The 17,771-nt window shown below is 62.3% G+C and carries 23 protein-coding genes; 13 read left to right on the top strand and 10 right to left on the bottom strand.

Going from position 1 to position 17,771, the window contains the following annotated elements:
- Positions 1–33 precede the first annotated feature (33 nt).
- Positions 34–1,662 carry a CHASE domain-containing protein gene (locus tag F3H98_RS06980; RefSeq protein WP_149759412.1) on the top strand — a complete coding sequence of 543 codons (1,629 nt, stop codon included), beginning with the start codon at positions 34–36 and terminating at the stop codon, positions 1,660–1,662.
- 122 nt (positions 1,663–1,784) lie between these two features.
- Here the strand turns inward: F3H98_RS06980 and F3H98_RS06975 are convergent, their stop codons facing one another.
- From F3H98_RS06975 to F3H98_RS06955, 5 genes are all read right to left on the bottom strand, one after another.
- A complete protein-coding gene (locus F3H98_RS06975; protein ID WP_342211602.1) occupies positions 1,785–2,042 on the bottom strand; it encodes a glycine zipper domain-containing protein in 258 nt (85 codons plus the stop codon).
- Between the two features lie 78 nt (positions 2,043–2,120).
- Complete coding sequence (locus F3H98_RS06970; protein WP_149759411.1) at positions 2,121–2,447, bottom strand: hypothetical protein; 327 nt, start codon at positions 2,445–2,447, stop codon at positions 2,121–2,123.
- A gap of 284 nt (positions 2,448–2,731) precedes the next feature.
- Positions 2,732–3,718, bottom strand: a complete 987-nt coding sequence (locus tag F3H98_RS06965) for a sensor histidine kinase (protein ID WP_149759410.1) — start codon at positions 3,716–3,718, stop codon at positions 2,732–2,734.
- A 213-nt stretch (positions 3,719–3,931) separates the two neighbouring features.
- Complete coding sequence (locus F3H98_RS06960; RefSeq protein WP_149759409.1) at positions 3,932–4,099, bottom strand: DUF1328 domain-containing protein; 168 nt, start codon at positions 4,097–4,099, stop codon at positions 3,932–3,934.
- A gap of 206 nt (positions 4,100–4,305) precedes the next feature.
- Entirely contained in the window at positions 4,306–5,100 is a 795-nt protein-coding gene (locus F3H98_RS06955; RefSeq protein WP_149759408.1) for a response regulator, read from the bottom strand.
- 228 nt (positions 5,101–5,328) lie between these two features.
- Between F3H98_RS06955 and F3H98_RS06950 the strand changes: the two genes are divergently transcribed.
- Together F3H98_RS06950 and F3H98_RS06945 are read left to right on the top strand one after the other, a co-directional pair.
- Positions 5,329–5,526 carry a NepR family anti-sigma factor gene (locus F3H98_RS06950; protein ID WP_149759407.1) on the top strand — a complete coding sequence of 66 codons (198 nt, stop codon included), beginning with the start codon at positions 5,329–5,331 and terminating at the stop codon, positions 5,524–5,526.
- A 5-nt stretch (positions 5,527–5,531) separates the two neighbouring features.
- A complete protein-coding gene (locus F3H98_RS06945) occupies positions 5,532–6,080 on the top strand; it encodes a sigma-70 family RNA polymerase sigma factor (protein ID WP_149759406.1) in 549 nt (182 codons plus the stop codon).
- Here F3H98_RS06945 and F3H98_RS06940 read toward each other — a convergent pair.
- Positions 6,058–6,456, bottom strand: coding sequence for a response regulator (locus tag F3H98_RS06940; RefSeq protein ID WP_149759405.1), 399 nt, complete (start codon positions 6,454–6,456; stop codon positions 6,058–6,060). The genes F3H98_RS06945 and F3H98_RS06940 overlap by 23 nt on opposite strands.
- Before the next feature lie 145 nt (positions 6,457–6,601).
- Here F3H98_RS06940 and F3H98_RS06935 point away from each other — a divergent pair, with 145 nt between their 5' ends.
- The 3 genes from F3H98_RS06935 to F3H98_RS06925 all read left to right on the top strand — a co-directional run bounded on the left by F3H98_RS06935 (position 6,602) and on the right by F3H98_RS06925 (position 8,287).
- Positions 6,602–7,360, top strand: a complete 759-nt coding sequence (locus tag F3H98_RS06935) for a Crp/Fnr family transcriptional regulator (protein ID WP_149759404.1) — start codon at positions 6,602–6,604, stop codon at positions 7,358–7,360.
- 124 nt (positions 7,361–7,484) lie between these two features.
- A complete protein-coding gene (locus tag F3H98_RS06930; protein WP_425294817.1) occupies positions 7,485–7,823 on the top strand; it encodes an ElaB/YgaM/YqjD family protein in 339 nt (112 codons plus the stop codon).
- 14 nt (positions 7,824–7,837) lie between these two features.
- A complete protein-coding gene (locus tag F3H98_RS06925) occupies positions 7,838–8,287 on the top strand; it encodes a hypothetical protein (RefSeq protein ID WP_149759403.1) in 450 nt (149 codons plus the stop codon).
- Between the two features lie 3 nt (positions 8,288–8,290).
- Here the strand turns inward: F3H98_RS06925 and F3H98_RS06920 are convergent, their stop codons facing one another.
- Positions 8,291–9,832: a sensor histidine kinase gene (locus tag F3H98_RS06920; RefSeq protein WP_244621630.1), complete on the bottom strand. Its 1,542-nt coding sequence runs from the start codon at positions 9,830–9,832 to the stop codon at positions 8,291–8,293.
- Positions 9,833–10,083: 251 nt separating this feature from the next.
- Here F3H98_RS06920 and F3H98_RS06915 point away from each other — a divergent pair, with 251 nt between their 5' ends.
- Positions 10,084–10,278, top strand: a complete 195-nt coding sequence (locus tag F3H98_RS06915) for a hypothetical protein (protein WP_149759402.1) — start codon at positions 10,084–10,086, stop codon at positions 10,276–10,278.
- A gap of 31 nt (positions 10,279–10,309) precedes the next feature.
- Here F3H98_RS06915 and F3H98_RS06910 read toward each other — a convergent pair whose 3' ends face one another.
- Both F3H98_RS06910 and F3H98_RS06905 read right to left on the bottom strand, forming a co-directional pair.
- Positions 10,310–11,221 (bottom strand): diacylglycerol/lipid kinase family protein, encoded by a 912-nt coding sequence (locus F3H98_RS06910; RefSeq protein ID WP_149759401.1) that lies wholly within the window; start codon positions 11,219–11,221, stop codon positions 10,310–10,312.
- 59 nt (positions 11,222–11,280) lie between these two features.
- A complete protein-coding gene (locus tag F3H98_RS06905) occupies positions 11,281–11,490 on the bottom strand; it encodes a hypothetical protein (protein ID WP_149759400.1) in 210 nt (69 codons plus the stop codon).
- Here F3H98_RS06905 and F3H98_RS06900 point away from each other — a divergent pair.
- Positions 11,489–12,046, top strand: coding sequence for a PRC-barrel domain-containing protein (locus tag F3H98_RS06900; RefSeq protein ID WP_149759399.1), 558 nt, complete (start codon positions 11,489–11,491; stop codon positions 12,044–12,046). The genes F3H98_RS06905 and F3H98_RS06900 overlap by 2 nt on opposite strands.
- Positions 12,047–12,114: 68 nt before the next feature.
- Here the strand turns inward: F3H98_RS06900 and F3H98_RS06895 are convergent, their stop codons facing one another.
- Positions 12,115–13,668 (bottom strand): alkaline phosphatase family protein, encoded by a 1,554-nt coding sequence (locus tag F3H98_RS06895; protein ID WP_149759398.1) that lies wholly within the window; start codon positions 13,666–13,668, stop codon positions 12,115–12,117.
- A gap of 187 nt (positions 13,669–13,855) precedes the next feature.
- Between F3H98_RS06895 and F3H98_RS06890 the strand changes: the two genes are divergently transcribed.
- The 5 genes from F3H98_RS06890 (at position 13,856) to F3H98_RS06870 (ending at position 17,736) form a co-directional block, all read left to right on the top strand.
- Positions 13,856–14,788, top strand: a complete 933-nt coding sequence (locus F3H98_RS06890; RefSeq protein ID WP_149759397.1) for a VOC family protein — start codon at positions 13,856–13,858, stop codon at positions 14,786–14,788.
- Positions 14,789–14,846: 58 nt separating this feature from the next.
- A complete protein-coding gene (locus tag F3H98_RS06885; RefSeq protein ID WP_149759396.1) occupies positions 14,847–15,464 on the top strand; it encodes an alpha/beta hydrolase in 618 nt (205 codons plus the stop codon).
- A gap of 14 nt (positions 15,465–15,478) precedes the next feature.
- Positions 15,479–15,778: a GNAT family N-acetyltransferase gene (locus F3H98_RS06880; RefSeq protein WP_149759395.1), complete on the top strand. Its 300-nt coding sequence runs from the start codon at positions 15,479–15,481 to the stop codon at positions 15,776–15,778.
- 77 nt (positions 15,779–15,855) lie between these two features.
- A complete protein-coding gene (locus F3H98_RS06875; RefSeq protein WP_149759394.1) occupies positions 15,856–16,155 on the top strand; it encodes a GNAT family N-acetyltransferase in 300 nt (99 codons plus the stop codon).
- A gap of 150 nt (positions 16,156–16,305) precedes the next feature.
- Positions 16,306–17,736 (top strand): aldehyde dehydrogenase family protein, encoded by a 1,431-nt coding sequence (locus tag F3H98_RS06870; protein ID WP_149759393.1) that lies wholly within the window; start codon positions 16,306–16,308, stop codon positions 17,734–17,736.
- Positions 17,737–17,771 lie beyond the last annotated feature (35 nt).

The raw sequence follows: 17,771 nt of genomic DNA, 5'->3' as shown, positions 1-17,771 counted from the left end.
CTCGGTCGGTTATCCATCCGAGAACGCCTGCCGTTGAAAAAGCTCTTTCCGTTCGCCGTCTTCCTTTCCGTGGCACTGGCCAGTCTGGTGATGGCCGGTTTTGCCTATTTCGCCAGCCAGGAAGCCGGCCGAATCAAGTTCGCCGCCGCGGCCGACGACGCGCTTGCCCGCATAGGCAGCCGGATCGACCTGCATTTGTTATTGCTGAGAGCTTCGCACGCCTTCTTTGAAGCCCATAAGGGCCAGCCAACCGGCGACGAGTTCAAGGTGTTCGTATCCGGACTGAACATTGACAAGACCTATACCGGGCTGCGCGGCATCGGCCTCCTGAAGATCGCGGGGCCTGACGATGATGCCGCCATCGAACAGGAGATCCTGAACGATTATGGGATAGTGCGGCGGATATGGCCGGAGGAGTCGGGCAAGGCCAAAAGGCTGCCTATCGTCATGTTTGAGCCGTCGAATGAAGCCAGCCTGGCTGCAATGGGCCTCGACATGTACAGCGACGCCGCCCGCCGCCGGGCACTTGACGCGGCGATCGAGGCGCCCGGCGCCCACGCTACCGGACGGGTGCAGTTCGGCCAGACGGCCGAAGGCCCGGTGTATTCGGGTTTCCTGGTATTCCTGCGGGTCGATCGGCCGACCGAGCCCTCAAGCCCACCCGCAGGCATTCTTTACGCCGCCTTCCGGGCCAACGAGCTTTTCAGCGCAGCGCTCGGCCAGACCCCGCTGCTGCCGGTCAATGTCGAGGTCTTCGAGGGGCCGGCAATGCCGGAGAACCTGCTCTTCCGCTCGCAGGTGCCGCCAAATCCCGATCTCGCCAATTCTCATCTGGTGACGCGGGAACTGATCGTCGCCGGCCAACCCTGGACCGTGCAGTTTCGCCCGACGGCAGGGTTCGAGCTGCCTGCGTCACCGATCATCCCCATATCGCTCGGCATCATCGGCCTGGTTCTCGCGGGCGCGATCGCCATGCTGGCAAGATGGCAGGACCGTGCCTACACGGCAGTCGAGACGCTGCAGAACGCCACCGAAAAAAGCCTGCTGGAAAAAGACCTGATGCTTCAGGAGATGAAGCATCGCATCAAGAATTCCATCACCCGCGTGCTTGCCATGGCCCGCCAGACGGCCAGCCATTCCAAGAACATCGACGAATTTTCGGCGTCTTTCGCCGCCCGCCTGCAGGCGATGGCTGCCTCGCAGGATATGCTGACACGGTCGCAATGGCAGAAGGCCGACCTGGAGGAACTCTTAAAAACCGAGCTCGAGCAGGTGTTCGGCAAGAACCTTGAGGCGGGCGTCCTGTCTGGGCCTCCCGTCGAAATCGACGAGCCGACGACCCAGGCGCTGGGCCTGACCTTTCACGAGCTCGCCACCAATGCGCTCAAATATGGCGATGCCGGCCGCGGCAAGGGCGGATTGAAAGTCAAATGGCGTCTCAACGGCGACGGCGGCCGTCAGACCGTCTTGCTGACATGGTCGGAAGACAGCGAGAAACCGCTGTCGGTGCCCGACAAGAGCAGTTTCGGCACCAAGCTCATCGACATGAACATCACCCGCGAACTGGGCGGCTCCATCGAGCGGGCGTTCGGTCCGGAAGGACTGCAGGTGGATATCGAAATCCCGCTCGCCCGGCAGAAAAAGATGCTCTCACGCCGGTAGGAGACCGGCTTCCGCCAGCCTCCTTCCGCAAGCAGGGAGAACACAAAAGAATGGCGCCCGGTAGGACCGGACGCCATCGAGCGGAGGCAAGCCGTTCCCTTCCGAGACGGCTTGCAGTCTGATCAGCTGCAGCGCTCGACGTAGACGCGGCCAGTGCGGCGGTCGCGATAGCGGCAGTAACCGGGACGGTCCGCAGCCCTGCCCAGCAGGTAACCACCGATGGCGCCGGCGCCAGCGCCGATCGCGGCGCCTTCCCAGCCGCCGGCAATGCCGCCGATAGCTGCGCCGGCAGCGCCTCCGACCACCGCGGTCTGCTCGGCAGTCGTGCAGCCGGTAATCGCAAGTGTCGCGGCGAGCGCGAAAAGAACGTTCCTCATCATCAACTCTCCTTGGTGGTAAAAAATCTGTCCCTACCGTCACATATCATGCCGAAAGGCATTTGCGTCAATCAAGCAAATTTACTCTTGCGTCTGATGGCGCTTCTCCGTGCGCGCGGAATCTGACGCAACCATGACGTCCGGGGCGCCAATCGACGCAACCAGAGTGCCGTCGGGTTTGACGTCCCACGTCAGTTCGGCATCCTCTTCTTCCATCGCCGGGTCAACCGTCAGGCATTTGGCGAAGATCTGCGGGTGCTGGCCGGAAAAGGTGCGCAACCCGACCGGAAGCGCGTCCTCGCATTCCTCGACCGTTTCGAAGACGGTCACAGGCGAGGGGAGTTCACGACATTGTTCAAGGTTGTCCGAACAGCCGATGATGAGCAGGAGTGCAGCGATGTGTTCCATGGCCGATTTCCTTTCGGCAAAGAAACGAAGTGGGGTGGCTTCGGGTTCCAGCCGACGGGCGAAGGCCGGTTTTCGTCGTCGTCGAACTTTTTTGCGACCTGCCGGAACCTTTCGGCACGCGAGGAATTATTGGCTGGTGACGTCGGAGGCCGCCTCCCACCCCAACCCCACCCCCACGCGGCTTTCGGCTCACCATGAAAGACGATCCCCCTCCGTCTTTCGACATCTGCACAGAGCCGGCCCCTAAAAAGGCCGGCTTTTTTCTGCAAGGCTTCATCTGGGGGTTAGTCGATCTCGAAATTGTCCGACGGTATCACCAGGCGATATTCCAGCTGGTCGCCATCGGCGGTGAACGACGCCGTGCCATTCAGCGACGCGGGTACGACCCGCTCCAGCGCCACGCTGCCGAACTTCTTTTCATCCAGTGCGCCATCGCGTGCAGCGATCGTTTCGGTCCACGTCAGCGTCAGCGCATCGGCGGCTTCAGCCGATGCCAGCGCCGCGCAAATCGTAACGAAGCCGTCGGGCCTGGAGAGCGCTCCATAGCTCACCGAATTCACCGCAAGTTCGTGCAGCGCCAATCCTATGTGCAGCGCTGCATTGGGGTTGAGATAGGGATTGGCTCCTTCTAGACGGATGTTCCTCGCCGGGTCGGCGCAATAGCGTCCGACCTGGCCGATCACGAGTTCGCGCAGGTCGGCGCCGCGCCAGTTGGACAAGGTCACCAGATCCTGGGTCGACGCCAGCGATTGGAGGCGGCCTCGGAAGCGGCCGAGAAACCCCTCCAGCGTGCCGGAGTAGCGCCCGGTCTGCGTGGCGATGCTCTGGATGATGGCCAGCAGGTTCTTGGAGCGGTGACTGACTTCACGCAGCAGGGTGCGCAAGGTCTGCTCGCGCCGCTTCTGCTCCGTGGTCTCGACGGCAGTGGTCACCACACCAACGACAGCGCCGTCATCGCCACGATCGGCGTCAATCCACACGTCGAACCAGCGTGCGCCTTCATCGCCAGCGATACGGATATCAAGGCTGTCCCTGTTGCCGGTCGCCAGCACCTCGCGCTTGGCGGTCGTCAGGCGCAGTGCCTCGGTCTCGGGCAGGAAATCATGGTCGGTCATTCCATAGAGATCGCCCGGTGCCCAGGCGGAGGGCACATTCTGCGTCCATACAACCCGCAAATCGCTGTCCTGGTACAGCAGCGAAACGCCGGTGTTGCGCAGGGACCGCAGCAGGATGCGTTCGATATCGCCGCCAATTCTTGCAGGGATGTTCATAATGGCGCCTGTCCCGTCGCTTCTCCCTTTTTCATTGCGCGGACTCATGGATCGATATCCCATTCCCTCGCAAGCTGAACGGTCGAGACTGCGTTGGGTTCCCCTTAAATAAGTTCCGCCGGACAACGTGTTCCTTTGGAGGAGCACGGTCCGGCGGAGGCTGAAAACCGCTTGAGGGGATCGGTTTTCAGGTAACAGGCCTGACGGTCATTTCTAACGCGCTCTGCGAAACAGGCCGGCGAGCAGCGAAAGCACCAGAAACGCCAGGAAGATGAAGAACAGAATCTGCGCTATTCCGGCGGATGTTCCGGCAATGCCGCCAAAACCAAGAGCACCGGCAATGATGGCGACCACCAGAAAGACAAGGGCCCAATAAAGCATGACGAACTCCTTCCAAATCTTGCTTGAAAACGCTTGGCGGCGCGGTTTGTTCCTTCACATGGAAAGGCCGCCTTCTATAGCGCCGCGCGTCTGTTCAGAAGCGCAAAGGTTGCTTGTAGAACTTTGATTTACTGCACAACTCCTTAAATCGATCCCGATTTAGGGAATTATGCAGTAGGCGGCTTTCCGTGCAGTTGGCGGAAATATCAGGCGGCGGCCTTGGCCTGCCTGTCGAAGAAAAGCGCCTGGCTGATCAATGCCTTCACCATGTCCGGGTTAAACGGCTTGGTGACGAGGAAAGCCGGCTCCGGCCGTTCGCCGGTAAGCAGCCGTTCCGGGAAGGCGGTAATGAAAATCACCGGCACAGGGGTCGAGGACAGAATCTCGTTGACAGCATCGATGCCGGAGCTGCCGTCAGCCAGCTGAATGTCGGCCAACACCATTTTGGGATTGTGTTTGGAAAACAGCGCTGTTGCCTCGGCGTGGGTGCGGGCGGTGCCGACAACCCGGTGGCCGAGGCTTTCCACCATCTCCTCGATGTCCATGGCGATCAGCGGTTCGTCCTCTATGATGAGAACATCGGTCGCGACCTGGCGCGATATCTCGGTGCTGGCCTGGCGCAGCAGCGACGCCAGTTCTTCCTCGTCGACGTCGAGAATCTCCGCGGCTTCGTCTTCGGAGAAGCCTTCCACGGCGACCAGGAGGAACGCCTGGCGGGGACGGGGCGCAACGGATGAGAGGTTTGCGGCGGCGCGCTGCTCCCAGGCCGGAGCCGGCCACTCATGGGGAACGCGGATCGAAATGGAGGTAAACAGCTTGGCGAATATCTTGTAGAGCGCGATGCGCTCGTTGGAAGCCTCCGGAAAAATGCTTACGTCGGAGATGATTGCCTCTAGTGTCGCGGCCACAAGCGCGTCGCCGCTGGCCTGCGATCCCGAAACGGCACGTGCGAAGCGACGCAGAAACGGCAGATGCGGAGCAATTTTTGCGGATAAACTCATTGGAAGGCGTCTCCCTCAAGATGACGTCGATGGTGGGCAAGGTTATGCAAACCTAGACCCCAAAACGCCAAGGGCAATAAAAAGTTCCGTATCGATGGAACGAATTTTCGGGTTCGGCGTTGTGGCCCGAACCGGGCGACAAGTCATTGAAGCCCGAACACTTGCTTGCACCCATTAGCAAGGCACAAAAGTCGGGTTTCCAGGAGATCGTCAGGGCGAATGTATAGAATGAAAAAGGATCAGCAAAGCGCACCAGGCGCCAAATCCAGGGGGAGCGGTTCATCCGAACTCCTGGGAGCAAATACGGAGATCGGTCGAAAGCTCAAGCAATATTACGACGAACTGGTGTCGGATGAGGTTCCAGACCGTTTCGCGCAATTGCTGAGCCAGCTTGAACAAGCGACGCCCGCCCCGAAGAAGGACTGATCTGGATGGCCGCTTCCGCCGGTTTCAAGAACGATCTCCTGGGGGCAATCCCCAGTCTGCGTGCATTTGCCGTATCGCTTGCCCAGAATGCCGACAAGGCCGACGACCTGGTCCAGGAAACGCTGGTCAAGGCGTGGGACAAGCAGACAAGTTTCCAGCAGGGCACCAATCTCAAGGCCTGGCTGTTCACCATCTTGCGCAACGAATTCTATTCGCAGATGCGCAAGCGCGGCCGCGAGGTTCAGGACAGCGACGGCATCATGACCGGACGGCTTGCCGTTCATCCGAGCCAGCACGGCATGCTCGATCTGGAAGATTTTCGCGCGGCGCTTGAATTGCTGCCGGAAGACCAGCGCGAAGCCATCATCCTGATCGGCGCTTCGGGTTTCTCCTACGAGGAAGCGGCGGAAATCTGCGAATGCGCCGTTGGAACGATCAAGAGCCGTGTCAGCCGCGCCAGGACGAGGCTTCAGGAAATCCTGAAAATATCGGGAGAGGCCGATTTCGGTCCCGACGCGATCGCCACGCAGGTCATGGGGTCGACAGCGGCCTAGAGCGGCCGCTTGCAACTGCTGCCGCAACTGCGCTGATGAGATCGTCCCCGGCATACGGCTTGCCTACAACTGTGATGCCGGGAAATGCCTCGGCAATCTCCTGCAAGTCGCTATGGCCCGATGCAAAGACGAAGGGCACGCCGCGCTGATGGATCTGTCGGGCAAAATCGAGCGTCGACACGCCGGCAAGCATCAGGTCGATGATCGCAACATCGAAGGCTGGCGGCTCGCCGGTGGGGTCGTCCAATTCGTGAAGGCTGCGCGCGATGGCGACATCTTTAGCGCCGCTGTCCCGGCACAGCTGCTCGACATCCATGGCGATGAGGAATTCATCTTCCAGGATGAGAACGCGCAGACCATCGAGCGGTTTGGACAAGGCATGCTCCAGAAAAGTGAAGGCGTTTCATGACGGACAATTCGCGCACTGTCATTTAAAAAAGACATGGACGGACGTAGCCCTTGTTCCAATCGACGAAGCCGCGCCCAAGTGATCTAACATACTGGAAATCGAGGGGGTACGGATGGCCAGGGCCGACACAATTCGCCATGCCAAGAGATATCCGTGCGAGGAGTGCCCGCTGCGGCCGCTGGAGGTTTTCCGCGCCTTCGAAAAGGAGGAACTTGCCTTTGTCAGCAAGTTCAAGCGGGGAGAACTGAGCGTCGACAAGGGCGCCACGGTGCTGGTGGAAGGTGCGCACAGTGCGCATCTTTTCACGGTCCTCTCAGGCTGGGGCTTCCGCTACAAGCTGCTTCCGGATGGCCGCCGGCAGATCCTCAATTATCTGATGCCGGGGGACCTGATCGGGCTGCAAGGCAGCCTGATGGGCGAGATGCAGCATTCCGTCGAAGCACTGTCGCCGATGATCCTTTGCATGTTCGAGCGCGACAAGCTGCAGGAACTCTACCGCAACCATCCGGGACTGGCCTACGACATCACCTGGATTGCCTCGCGCGAGGAGCGGATGCTCGATGAAAATCTGCTGAGCGTCGGCCGGCGCACCGCGCTGGAGCGGGCCGCCTATCTGATCGCGTTCATTTCTGCGCGGGCTTCTTCGGTGGGGCTCAACGGCAAGAAGCCGGTCGAGATTCCAATCACGCAGCAGCATATCGCCGATACGCTCGGGCTGTCGCTGGTCCATACCAACAAGACGATCCGCAAACTCGCCGACCGCAACCTCGTCAAGTGGCGCGACCGGGGCTGCGAGGTCGTCGATGTCGAGGGCCTGCTCGCCCTTGCCCGCTGGGAAGGCATGTCCGAGGGCAAGCGCCCGCTGGTCTAATCCCGGGAGTTGCGGCATGCTGCCTGAACGGTCAGGTGAAGAGCTCAGGCCGTGAACAGGGGCTTGGGGGAACCTCCCCGCCCAACGGGCGTTGAGGCTGCGACAATCGCAAGGAGAATTTCGCATGGCCACGATATCGACCAAAGCCCTCAAGTCGGAGAACGGCGTGCGCGCCTCGGCACAGGACCTCGAAACCGATATTCAGCAGCTCAAGGAAGACATCGCCAAGCTGGCGAAGCAGCTGGCCGCTACCGGCGAGCATTCCTATGGCGCCGCACGCCGCGCGGCGAGCGGGAGCGCCGACCGCCTGCGTGTCGAAGGCGAAGCCGCGCTCGAAGCCATACGCGCCAATGCCAAGGATATTGAGCAGCAGATCATGACTGGCGTTCGCGAGAAGCCGATCACCGCGCTGGCGATTGCCGCCGGCGTCGGCTTCCTGTTCGCCTTGATGGCGCGCCGTTAGTCAGCGCGCCGCCCATGCTCGCATCGCTGCTCGCCGCATTCGCCTCCGGCGAAACATTCCAGGTTGCCCGGCGCCTCCGGCGGGCAGCAATCGCCTATTTCCTAGCCGGCCTTGCCGGCCTGACAGCTCTGGGTTTCCTCGTCGGGGCAGGTTATGTCGCGGCGGCCAGGGCCTACGGCTCGGTGGAAGCAGCGCTGGGCTTCGCCGCCGGCTTCTTCCTGTTGGCGATCATCATCCTGATCATTCATCGGATCGTGGCGGGGATGCGCGCCCGTTCCATTGCCCGCAAGCGCTCGGGCGAACTTGCCACCATCGCCACTGCCGCCGCTATCGCGGTCCTGCCGACATTGCTGCGCGGCAAGGGCGGGCTGACGACGCTGCTGGCGCCTGTGCTGGCAGTTGCCGCCTACGCGATCTTTCGAGAGAACAGCAAGAAGGGGCCGGATCCGGACGAGCCGGTTTAAGCCTCAGGACGCCTGCTGCTCGAGCGGCATCGAAATCTCGGCGCTGACACCGTCCGGCGGGAATTCGTGCTTTACGTTGCTCGACAGCACCTTGCCGAGGCTGCGCTGGATGAGGATCGAGCCGAAGCCGTGGTGCTCCGGCGGCTCGACCGCCGGGCCGCCGCTCTCCTTCCAGGAAATCGCCAGCCGCGGTGCGTCGTCCGTCATCTGCGTCGTCCATGACAGGTCGACCTTGCCCGTCTGAACGGACAGCGAGCCATACTTCAGCGCGTTGCTTGCCAGTTCGTGCAGGATCAGGCCGAGCGCCAGCGCCTGGTCGGGACTGAGCAGGACGTCTTCTCCCAACAATTCGATGCGGGGTACGCCGACGTTGTCGAACGGCATGACCTGCAACTGGATCAGGTCCTTGAGGCCGATGCCGCGCCACTCATGATCGGAAAGCAGGCCGTGCGCCAGGCCGAGCGCGTGGAGGCGCCCGCTGAACGCCTCGAGAAATTCGCGTGGTTCGCGAGAGTGGCGAACCGTCTGCGAGGCAAGCGCCTGCACGGTCGCCAGCGTGTTCTTCACCCGGTGGTTTATCTCGCGCAGCAGCAGGCGTTGCCGTTCCTCGGCGGTGCGGCGTTCGGTGATTTCGAAGTTGACCCCGTAGACAAGCGCCGGCCGGCCGTCGGCGTCGCGCTCGATAACTTTGCCGCGCGACGCCAGCCAGCGGGCAGGTGTTACGCCGGCGACCCGGTATTCACCGGAATAATCGTCGCTTTCCGTCAGCACCCGCTTCAGGTGGGTTTCGGTGTCGGTCACGTCGCGGCTATCGATGGCTCGGTAAAGGTCTTCCGCCTTGATGCGGGCTGAATACGGTACGTTGAACAGGACCGCGAGCAGGGGGTCGCATTCGATCGTGTCGGATTCAACATGCCACACCCAGCTGGCGATGGTCGCCGCCTCCAGCGCCAGCGCATGACGCTTTTCCTCGCGCAGGAGCGCGGCGCGCGCGATCTTGCCCTTGCGGGTATCGTCCTTCAGGGTAAGCAGGGTGGAGGCGAGCGCCGCCAACGATCTCAGTTGCTCCAGCTGGACGGGTTCCGGCCGGGCGCGCGGCGCCTGGTCGATCACGCAAAGCGTGCCGATCTTCTCGCCCGAAACCGCAATCGGCGCGCCGGCGTAGAAGCGGATGTTGGGAGCGCCGGTGACCAGCGGGTTTTGCGCGAAGCGCGCATCCTTCGTGGCATCCTCGATCACCATCACGTCGTCTCCGCCCGCTATGGCATGGGCGCAGAAGGACATGCTGATCGGGGTTTCGCGGTCGGGCAGCCCGATACAGGATTTGAACCACTGCCGGTCCAGGTCGACCAGGCTGACGAGCGCGATTGGGACGTTCATGGCCGAAGCGGCGACGCGCGTCAGATGGTCGAAATCCGGGTCTGCTTCGGTGTCGAGCGTTTCAAGCGCATGAAGTGCTGCCAGCCGGCTGCTGCTCGCGACGAAATCGCGGACGTCGCTCGGCAGGGATCCGATACCCTCGCCCTTGCCCGTTTCTGATTGCAACCTCCAGGCTCCCTTTTCCGCCCGTTTTCTAGTTAGTCGTCCCACCTACGTTTGAAAACCCCGCGCCGGCAGCCGGCGTGGAACCATGATTGCCGGCACGCATTCTCTCCAGAGGCCAATTCCGCGCCGATAGAGCGGCGTACACTCGAATAGAATCGTTACGCCGCCCTATCTGTTTGTTGACGCATCGGATTTTTCCGAAAACCGCTGCGCACTTTTCGGTCCGATGCTCTAGCCAACGGAGAAAAATCATGACGAAAACGATTCCGACCGACAAGGCGAGGCAAGGGCGCTGGGGATCGCAGGTTCTCGTCGTCCTGATCGCGGCATTGGTTCTGGCGGCCGGCGCCTGGGCGATCGCCGAAATCTACGGCGAAGCAACCGACCCGCAGAATCCAGGCCAGGCCGAACAGGTCGAGCCGGCCGCTCCACGGCCTTCGGGTTGAGCTGACGGCCAGGGCGCCTTGTCTGCGGGTATCAGTGGACATTGGCTTTCTTCGGCACCAGCACACGCAATGCCTTGGGATGAATGAGGATCTCCGTCTCGCGCTCCAGCGGCAGCAGTTCGCCGTCGATAACGCATCTGTGTTTCCGGCGCGCCGACAGGATTTTCAGCACCACCTTTTCAGCCTGATGGATCTCCACCTGGTCGTTGTTGCGCCAGCGACCGCGCGCCATGTTCAGGAAGAAACTGATCAGTTCCTTCTTCTGCTTCGCCACCGTTACGTAGATGCCGAGAATGCCGCCGTCGGGATTATCGGCGTAGGGCAGATGGCCCTCGCCGAACAGGTTGTTTGTGACGCCGATGCCGGTCGACCTGGTCAGCACCTCCGCTTCACCGATCAGTATGGAAACCTTCATGGCCGAAGGGTTGCGGATCGCATTCCAGGCGGCGCGCACCGATGCCTGCATCTTGCCGAGGCGCGAGCCGAACGCCATGCGTTCCCGCAGATGCACCATCCTTGCATGCATGCCGAGCGAGAACTGGTGAACGAAGTGGCGCCCGTTGGCGCTGGCGATGTCGACCGCCTGGATCTCTCCCCCGGCAAAGGCTTCGACGGCCCGGTCAAGCGCCAGCGGAATGCCGAGACCGCGCGCAAACAGGTTCATCGTGCCGGCGGGCAGCACGGCCAGCGCTTTCTTCTTGTCGGCAAGCAAGCCGGCGGCAGCCGAAATCGTACCATCGCCGCCGCCCGCAAGCACGACGTCGGCTTTTCGGCTGCCCGCCGCCTTCTTCAGGGCCGCGACAAGATCCTTGCCTGCAACGATATTGATGTCGACGCTGTGGCCTGCACCTTCCAGCGTGGCCCGCATGCGATCCGAAAACGCATCGAGATCGGTGGTGCGCAGGGTTCCGCCGTCGCGGTTTAGCACGGCCACGAAATGCATTCCTCTTTCCGCCCCACATGACCGCCGCAAACGGCGATCCGGATAAACGATAACACTGCTCAACCACCGAGGTAGGCAAAAGTTCCAATAAAAACAGAGGGATTTGTCAAATGCAGCGAGAAGTCAAAGCCGGGCGGCATTCCGGAAAAAATCGGAACCAGACACGCGCGTTTACGTTGTGGAGATGTGAAAGCCGCATCCCGGTTTTCCTGCGACGGTTCGCCAGGATGCGGCAGTGCAACGAAATCATGCACAAGGAGAAGGTACATGATCCGCAATCTTTTGGCCACAACGGCACTCGCTACGTTCATTGCAACCGGCGCGTTCGCCCAGGCAACCACCACTCCGGCGGCTCCGGCCGATCCGGCAGCACCCGCCACGGAACAGATGACCCCGGCGGTAACACCGGCGGATGGTTTCCTCGCTTCCAACATGATCGGCGAGACCGTCTATAACGGCACCGGCGAAGAGGCCCAGAACATCGGCGACGTCAACGACCTCGTCCTCGACAAGGAAGGCAAGGTTGCCGGCGTAGTGATCGGCGTCGGCGGCTTCCTCGGTGTCGGCGAGAAGAACGTCGAAATGCCTTACGACAAGATCGACTGGGCGGAAAAGGATGGCGATCGCTGGATCGTCGTAGCGGCCACAAAGGAAGAGCTGGATGCTCTGCCGGCGTTCGACCGCAAGCCTTACGATCCGGCCCCGGCTCCTATGGCGACGGGCTCGACAACCGAGACCGCACCTTCCGCGACACCGGCCCCGATGGAGCCGGCTCCGGCAGCGCCCGCGGCTCCGGCTGAGCCTGCCCCGGCTCCGGCCAAGTAACGATCAATCGTTGATCGACGGAAGTCCCGCATCGGCAACGGTGCGGGGCTTCCGTATCGAACAACAACTCAGATGCGCCGGGGAACCGTACCGACGACACCCTCCTGCGTAAGTTCAACCAGAGCCAGCGACTGGTCGAGATGCTCCGCCCGCCAGGCGAGAAGCCGCTCGGCAAATTCCAGCCGGAGCCCGAGGTAGCCGGCGTCGGCGGCCACATTTCTCGTTTCACCGGGATCGTCCCGCAAGTCGTAGAGCAGTGGCGGCAGGCCGCCACCGAAGTGGACGTATTTGTGCTGCGCTGTCCTTACGACCGCGAGATTGCACTGCTGCGAGGCGAGGCCGAAATGCGCCTCCGTCGAGCCTTCGGCCACCGAGCGGAAGTCATATTCCCAATGCGCGGCGTCGCGCCACGCGACGGGCAACGCGCCGTCCAGGAATGGCTTCAGCGATTTGCCGTCGAGATAGGCGGGAGCGTCGGAGCCGAGCAGTTCGAGCAGCGTGGGCATGATGTCGACCGCCGCGGTGAACCGGTCGACACGCGTTCCGGCGGTTTGCGCCCTGCGAGGGTCGCGGATGATCAAGGGGATATGATAGCTGCCGTCGAAAAAGCCGCCCTTGCCCAGCATATAATGGTCGCCCATCATCTCGGCATGGTCCGAGGTCAGCACGATTATGGTGTTGTCCCACGCGCCTGCCTCTTTCAGCTTCCGCCAGAGGTTGCCGAGTTGCGCGTCCACTTCCGAAATCATGCCGTAATAAAGGGCGCGGACCTTTCGAAAACTCTCGTCACCCCAGGTGCTGACCTTGCCATCCAGGCCCGGCACAAACTTGGAGCGCTGCTGCTGTGAAAGCTCCCAGGCAAGATAGGGATGGGCGGCGGCTTCCGCCTCCGGGGTTTCGGCGCGCTTGAAGCCCGGTCCGTCTGCCGGGTCGTAGAGCGTGTTGTAAGGCTCCGGCACGATGAAGGGCGGATGCGGGCTGATGAAGGAAATGTGGGCGAACCAGCCTGCATCGCTCTCCTGTTCGCCGAGCCAACGCGTGAACTCGCCGGCCAGGAAAGCGGTCGGCGTCTCGTCCCTGGAATAGATCGGCGGTGCGTCGGTGACCTGCTGCGATACCTTCCCTCTTGGGCGGTGGATATCGGGAAATCCGGCCGATGAATCGACGCCGCGCCCGGCGAGCCAGGAAAGCCACGGCTTCTGGTGCTCGGGCAGGAACTGGCGGACGGTGAAGCCTGGCAGCACGCCTTCATAGCTGCGCAGCCAAGGATCGCCGGGAGCGACGAGGCGCGGGTCGGGCGCGACATCGGTATAGCCGAACAGCGTCGGATCGTAGCCCAGGCGCCGCGCCGCCAGCGAGATCGTATCGTGTCTTGCGTCGAGCGGCGTGCCGTTGCGACAGACGCGGTTGTTCATCTGGTAGAGGCCGGTGTACAGGCAGGCGCGCGCCGGCGAGCAGGGCGCTGCACCGGCATAATGCTGTGAAAACAGCACGCCCTCCCGCGCCAATGCGTCGGCGTTCGGCGTCTTCACCGTGGGGTGCCCGGCCGCCGAAAGGCTGTCGCCGCGCCATTGGTCGCAGGTAATCAGAAGCACGTTCGGTTTTGTCGGCTTTTTCGCCACGTATTCCCCCTATCTCAGTATCCAGCCATGGCGACGACCACGCAGTCATCAACGCTGCCATCCTTGTCGTTCAATGAAAGTGAACAATCCTTCGCGCCGGCTGCCCCTTTCCTTCACCGCGCAATGGATCGACATATGGCCCAACAGCGCGCGGCGCCGCAAACCGCGAAACGCAAGGAACACGACAATGCTCGATCAGATCAAGGGCCTGCATCACGTCACCTCGATGGCCAAGGATGCCCGCCAGAACAACGCGTTCTTCACCGGCACGCTCGGCCTGCGTCGGGTCAAGAAAACCGTCAATTTCGACGCGCCGGATGTCTATCACCTGTATTACGGCGACGAGACCGGTACGCCCGGCTCGGTGATGACCTATTTTCCTTTCCCCAACATCGGCAAGGGCAGGTCCGGCGTCGGCGAGGTGGGCTCAACGGTCTATTCCGTGCCGGAAGGTTCGCTCGGCTATTGGGAAAGCCGGCTTGCAGAAAGGAAGGTCGCCGGCCTCAAGCGTGAAGAAAGCTTCGGCGAAAAGCGGCTGCGTTTCGAAGGGCCTGACGGCGACGGCTTTGCGCTCGCCGAAGCCAAGGGCGATGCGCGCGCGCCATGGTCTGGAAGCGGCGTGCCGGCCGACGAGGCGATCCGCGGCTTCCATTCGGCGACGCTGCGCCTGAAGGACGGCGGCGCCACCGGGGAATTGCTGAAATTCATGGGTTACGAGGAGGTCGATACGTCGGGAAACATCAAGCGGCTGGCGGTCAAAAACGGTAACGGCGCCGATTTCATCGACATCGAGACCTCGCCCGGAGCGCCATTCGCTGATCTCGGCGCCGGCTCGGTGCATCACATCGCCTTTGCAGTCGAAAACCGCGCAAGGCAGCTCGAAGTGCGCAAGGCCCTGATGGACACCGGCTACCAGGTCACACCGGTCATCGACCGCGATTATTTCTGGGCGATCTATTTCCGCACGCCGGGCGGCGTGCTGTTCGAGGTATCCACCAACGAGCCGGGTTTCGATCGCGACGAGGATACGGCGCATCTCGGCGAGGCATTGAAACTGCCCAAGCAGCATGCGCATCTTCGCCCCTACCTCGAGAAACACCTGCAGCCGCTCGGCGACTGAGTGCTGGAGACGCCAACGCCGGGCCTGCGAAATGTCCGATACCGATACGAGGCAATTGATGTCCCAGGATTCCTACATACACGCAACGCTGCCTGGCACGCCCGGCGGTCCTCTTGCATTCCTCTTTCACGGCACCGGCGGTGACGAAAACCAGCTGCTCGGTCTCGCGCTCGATCTGCTGCCCGGTTCGGCGGCGGTCGCACCACGCGGCGACGTTTCCGAATATGGCGCGGCGCGCTTCTTCCGTCGCACCGGCGAGGGTGTCTACGATATGGACGACCTTGCGGTGCGCACCGTCAAGATGGCAGGTTTTGTGCGGGCGCATGTCGAAGCGGCGAAGCCGTCATCGGTCATCGGCCTCGGCTTCTCCAACGGCGCCAACATCCTAGCCTCGCTGGTGTTCGCAGAGCCGAAGCTCTTCGACGCCGCGGTGCTGATGCATCCGCTGATCCCGTTCGAGCCGGAAGTGGAAGGCGATCTCGCCGGCAAGCGGATACTGATCACGGCGGGACGCCACGATCCGATCTGCCCTCCCAACATGACGTCGCGGCTGGAAAGCTATTTGCGCGCGCTCAAGGCCGATGTCACAGTGGAGTGGCATGAGGGCGGTCATGAAATGCGGCAGAACGAGCTTGTCGCAGCCAGGAACTTTCTCACGCCTTACCGCGCTGCCTAGCCAGGACGCCCGACATGACCGAAGCACTACCCGAAATCCAGACCGAGGACACAGGCTCGAAAGGCCGTTATTTCCTGCGTGGCCCGGCGGGGGCCGAAGCGGAGATGACGTTCAGCAAGGCCGGCGACCAGATGATCATCATCGATCATACCGAAGTGCCGGATGCCTTTCGCGGCCAGGGTGCGGGGCTTCGGCTGGTCACTCGCGCCGTGGAGGATGCCCGCGCCGCCGGCAAGAAGATCATTCCGCTCTGCCCTTTCGCCAATGCGCAATTCAGGCGGCATCCGGAATGGGCGGACGTACTGAAAAGCTGACGAGTTGCCGGTCTCCGAGCGGGGTGGCGGAACCATCCGCAGCGGCCTCCGGTTAACCCAGCGAATGCGAGGCAATCATGGACCGGACCAAAACCGAGATAAGACTGGAGCGGCGCGGGCATCGCGGCCGCTATGTCATCGACATGCCAAGTGGCGAGCCAGCCGAACTGACCTTCGTCGAAAGCGGTCCCGGCCACATCATCGTCGACCACACCTGGGTGCCGCAGGAATATCGCGGCCGGGGCATCGCCGAGAAGCTGGTGGTTAGGGCGGTCGAGGATGCGCGCGCCGGAGGCGTCAAGATCACGCCGCTGTGCAGGTATGTCGCGACGGAGTTCCGCCGCCACAAGGACTGGGCCGACGTCCTGAAGAACTGACCGCTACGTCCGCATGGCGCAGCCTACCTGCCGATGGTCGTTATCCCGACAGCAATCCGCCGCTGGATCGCCGACACCATCCGCTCTGCCCCTTGCGATCCTCGGGCGGACCTCTAGTCTGCCGCCGCGAACCAATCACGGAGAAACCGGATGAACAACCACCTTCGCTTCTACATCGACGGCGCCTGGGTCGATCCGGCCAAACCCGCGAAACTGGACGTGATCGATCCTTCTACCGAGGAAGCCTACACCGCTATCTCCGTCGGCTCATCGGAAGACGTGAACCGCGCGGTGGCGGCAGCGAAGGCAGCCTTTCCAACGTTCTCGCAAACGACCAAGGCCGAACGGCTGGCGCTACTGAAAAGAATCCTCGAAGTCTACAACGAGCGCTTCGAGGACATCGCCCAGGCCGTCAGCCACGAAATGGGTGCGCCGATCACCTGGGCGCGCGAGGCGCAGGCCTGGGCCGGCCGGGCGCATATGGAAGCAACCATCAAGGCGCTGGAAGACTACGAATTCGGCGAACTGCGCGGCACCACCATGGTGGTCAAGGAGCCGATCGGCGTCTGCGCGCTGATCACGCCATGGAACTGGCCGCTCAACCAGATCGTCTGCAAGGTCGCGCCGGCAATCGCCGCCGGCTGCACGGTGGTGTTGAAGCCCTCCGAGATCGCGCCGATCTCGGGCATCGTGTTTTCCGAGGTCATGCATGCGGCCGGCACACCGAAAGGCGTCTACAACATGGTCAACGGCACCGGTCCTGATGTCGGCCAGGTGATGGCCGGCCATCCCGATGTCGACATGGTGTCGTTCACCGGCTCGACCCGCGCCGGCATCATCGTCGCCAGGACAGCCGCCGAAACCGTCAAGCGCGTCGCACAGGAACTCGGCGGCAAGTCGCCCAACATCATCCTGCCAGACGCCGATTTCGAGCGGGCGGTGCGCAAGGGCGTCGAAGGCTGCTTCGGCAATTCCGGCCAGTCCTGCGATGCGCCGACCCGGATGCTGGTGCCGGCGCCCCGCCATGACGAAGCGCTGGCTGTCGCCCGCAAGGCGGCGGAGCGTTTCAAGGTCGGCAACCCGCGTTCGGAGGAAACCCAGCTCGGACCGGTGGTCAGCGAGGTTCAGTACAACAAGATCCAGCGGCTGATCGAAAGCGGTATTTCGGAAGGCGCCACGCTGGTCACCGGCGGCCCCGGCCGGCCGGAAGACTTGAACCGCGGTTACTTCGTGCGGCCGACCGTGTTCGGCCACGTCACGCCCGACATGACGATCGCGCGCGAAGAAATCTTCGGGCCGGTGCTGTCTGTGCTTTCCTACGAAGACGAGGAAGATGCGATCCGTATCGCCAACGATACCGTCTACGGGCTTGCCGCCTATGTACAGTCCAAAGACATCAGCCACGCCCGCAAGGTCGCCGGCAGACTGCGCGCCGGCCAGATCAACCTCAACTATCCGGAGTGGGATACGTTCGCGCCCTTCGGCGGCTACAAGCAGTCGGGCAACGGGCGCGAATATGCCGACTGGGCCATTCACGACTTCCTCGAAGTGAAGGGCATCATCGGCTACGGCGCCGATTGACCCTCGAGCCTCGGGTTTTCCCAGCTATTATAAGG

Origin of the sequence: Neomesorhizobium albiziae (assembly GCF_900114255.1) — a bacterium.
GTDB classification, from domain to species: domain Bacteria; phylum Pseudomonadota; class Alphaproteobacteria; order Rhizobiales; family Rhizobiaceae; genus Neomesorhizobium; species Neomesorhizobium albiziae.
Note: the sequence above shows the minus strand (reverse complement) of the source record. Positions and strands in the feature narration are given on the sequence as shown.

What these genes read in the sequence shown, in the direction of transcription:
- F3H98_RS06975 (WP_342211602.1), bottom strand. Translation starts at nt 2,042, where the DNA reads ATGATGAGGAACGTTCTTTTCGCGCTCGCCGCGACACTTGCGATTACC.
- F3H98_RS06970 (WP_149759411.1), bottom strand. Translation starts at nt 2,447, where the DNA reads ATGGAACACATCGCTGCACTCCTGCTCATCATCGGCTGTTCGGACAAC.
- F3H98_RS06965 (WP_149759410.1), bottom strand. Translation starts at nt 3,718, where the DNA reads ATGAACATCCCTGCAAGAATTGGCGGCGATATCGAACGCATCCTGCTG.
- F3H98_RS06960 (WP_149759409.1), bottom strand. Translation starts at nt 4,099, where the DNA reads ATGCTTTATTGGGCCCTTGTCTTTCTGGTGGTCGCCATCATTGCCGGT.
- F3H98_RS06955 (WP_149759408.1), bottom strand. Translation starts at nt 5,100, where the DNA reads ATGAGTTTATCCGCAAAAATTGCTCCGCATCTGCCGTTTCTGCGTCGC.
- F3H98_RS06950 (WP_149759407.1), top strand. Translation starts at nt 5,329, where the DNA reads ATGAAAAAGGATCAGCAAAGCGCACCAGGCGCCAAATCCAGGGGGAGC.
- F3H98_RS06945 (WP_149759406.1), top strand. Translation starts at nt 5,532, where the DNA reads ATGGCCGCTTCCGCCGGTTTCAAGAACGATCTCCTGGGGGCAATCCCC.
- F3H98_RS06935 (WP_149759404.1), top strand. Translation starts at nt 6,602, where the DNA reads ATGGCCAGGGCCGACACAATTCGCCATGCCAAGAGATATCCGTGCGAG.
- F3H98_RS06930 (WP_425294817.1), top strand. Translation starts at nt 7,485, where the DNA reads ATGGCCACGATATCGACCAAAGCCCTCAAGTCGGAGAACGGCGTGCGC.
- F3H98_RS06925 (WP_149759403.1), top strand. Translation starts at nt 7,838, where the DNA reads ATGCTCGCATCGCTGCTCGCCGCATTCGCCTCCGGCGAAACATTCCAG.
- F3H98_RS06915 (WP_149759402.1), top strand. Translation starts at nt 10,084, where the DNA reads ATGACGAAAACGATTCCGACCGACAAGGCGAGGCAAGGGCGCTGGGGA.
- F3H98_RS06910 (WP_149759401.1), bottom strand. Translation starts at nt 11,221, where the DNA reads ATGCATTTCGTGGCCGTGCTAAACCGCGACGGCGGAACCCTGCGCACC.
- F3H98_RS06900 (WP_149759399.1), top strand. Translation starts at nt 11,489, where the DNA reads ATGATCCGCAATCTTTTGGCCACAACGGCACTCGCTACGTTCATTGCA.
- F3H98_RS06905 (WP_149759400.1), bottom strand. Translation starts at nt 11,490, where the DNA reads ATGTACCTTCTCCTTGTGCATGATTTCGTTGCACTGCCGCATCCTGGC.
- F3H98_RS06890 (WP_149759397.1), top strand. Translation starts at nt 13,856, where the DNA reads ATGCTCGATCAGATCAAGGGCCTGCATCACGTCACCTCGATGGCCAAG.
- F3H98_RS06885 (WP_149759396.1), top strand. Translation starts at nt 14,847, where the DNA reads ATGTCCCAGGATTCCTACATACACGCAACGCTGCCTGGCACGCCCGGC.
- F3H98_RS06880 (WP_149759395.1), top strand. Translation starts at nt 15,479, where the DNA reads ATGACCGAAGCACTACCCGAAATCCAGACCGAGGACACAGGCTCGAAA.
- F3H98_RS06875 (WP_149759394.1), top strand. Translation starts at nt 15,856, where the DNA reads ATGGACCGGACCAAAACCGAGATAAGACTGGAGCGGCGCGGGCATCGC.
- F3H98_RS06870 (WP_149759393.1), top strand. Translation starts at nt 16,306, where the DNA reads ATGAACAACCACCTTCGCTTCTACATCGACGGCGCCTGGGTCGATCCG.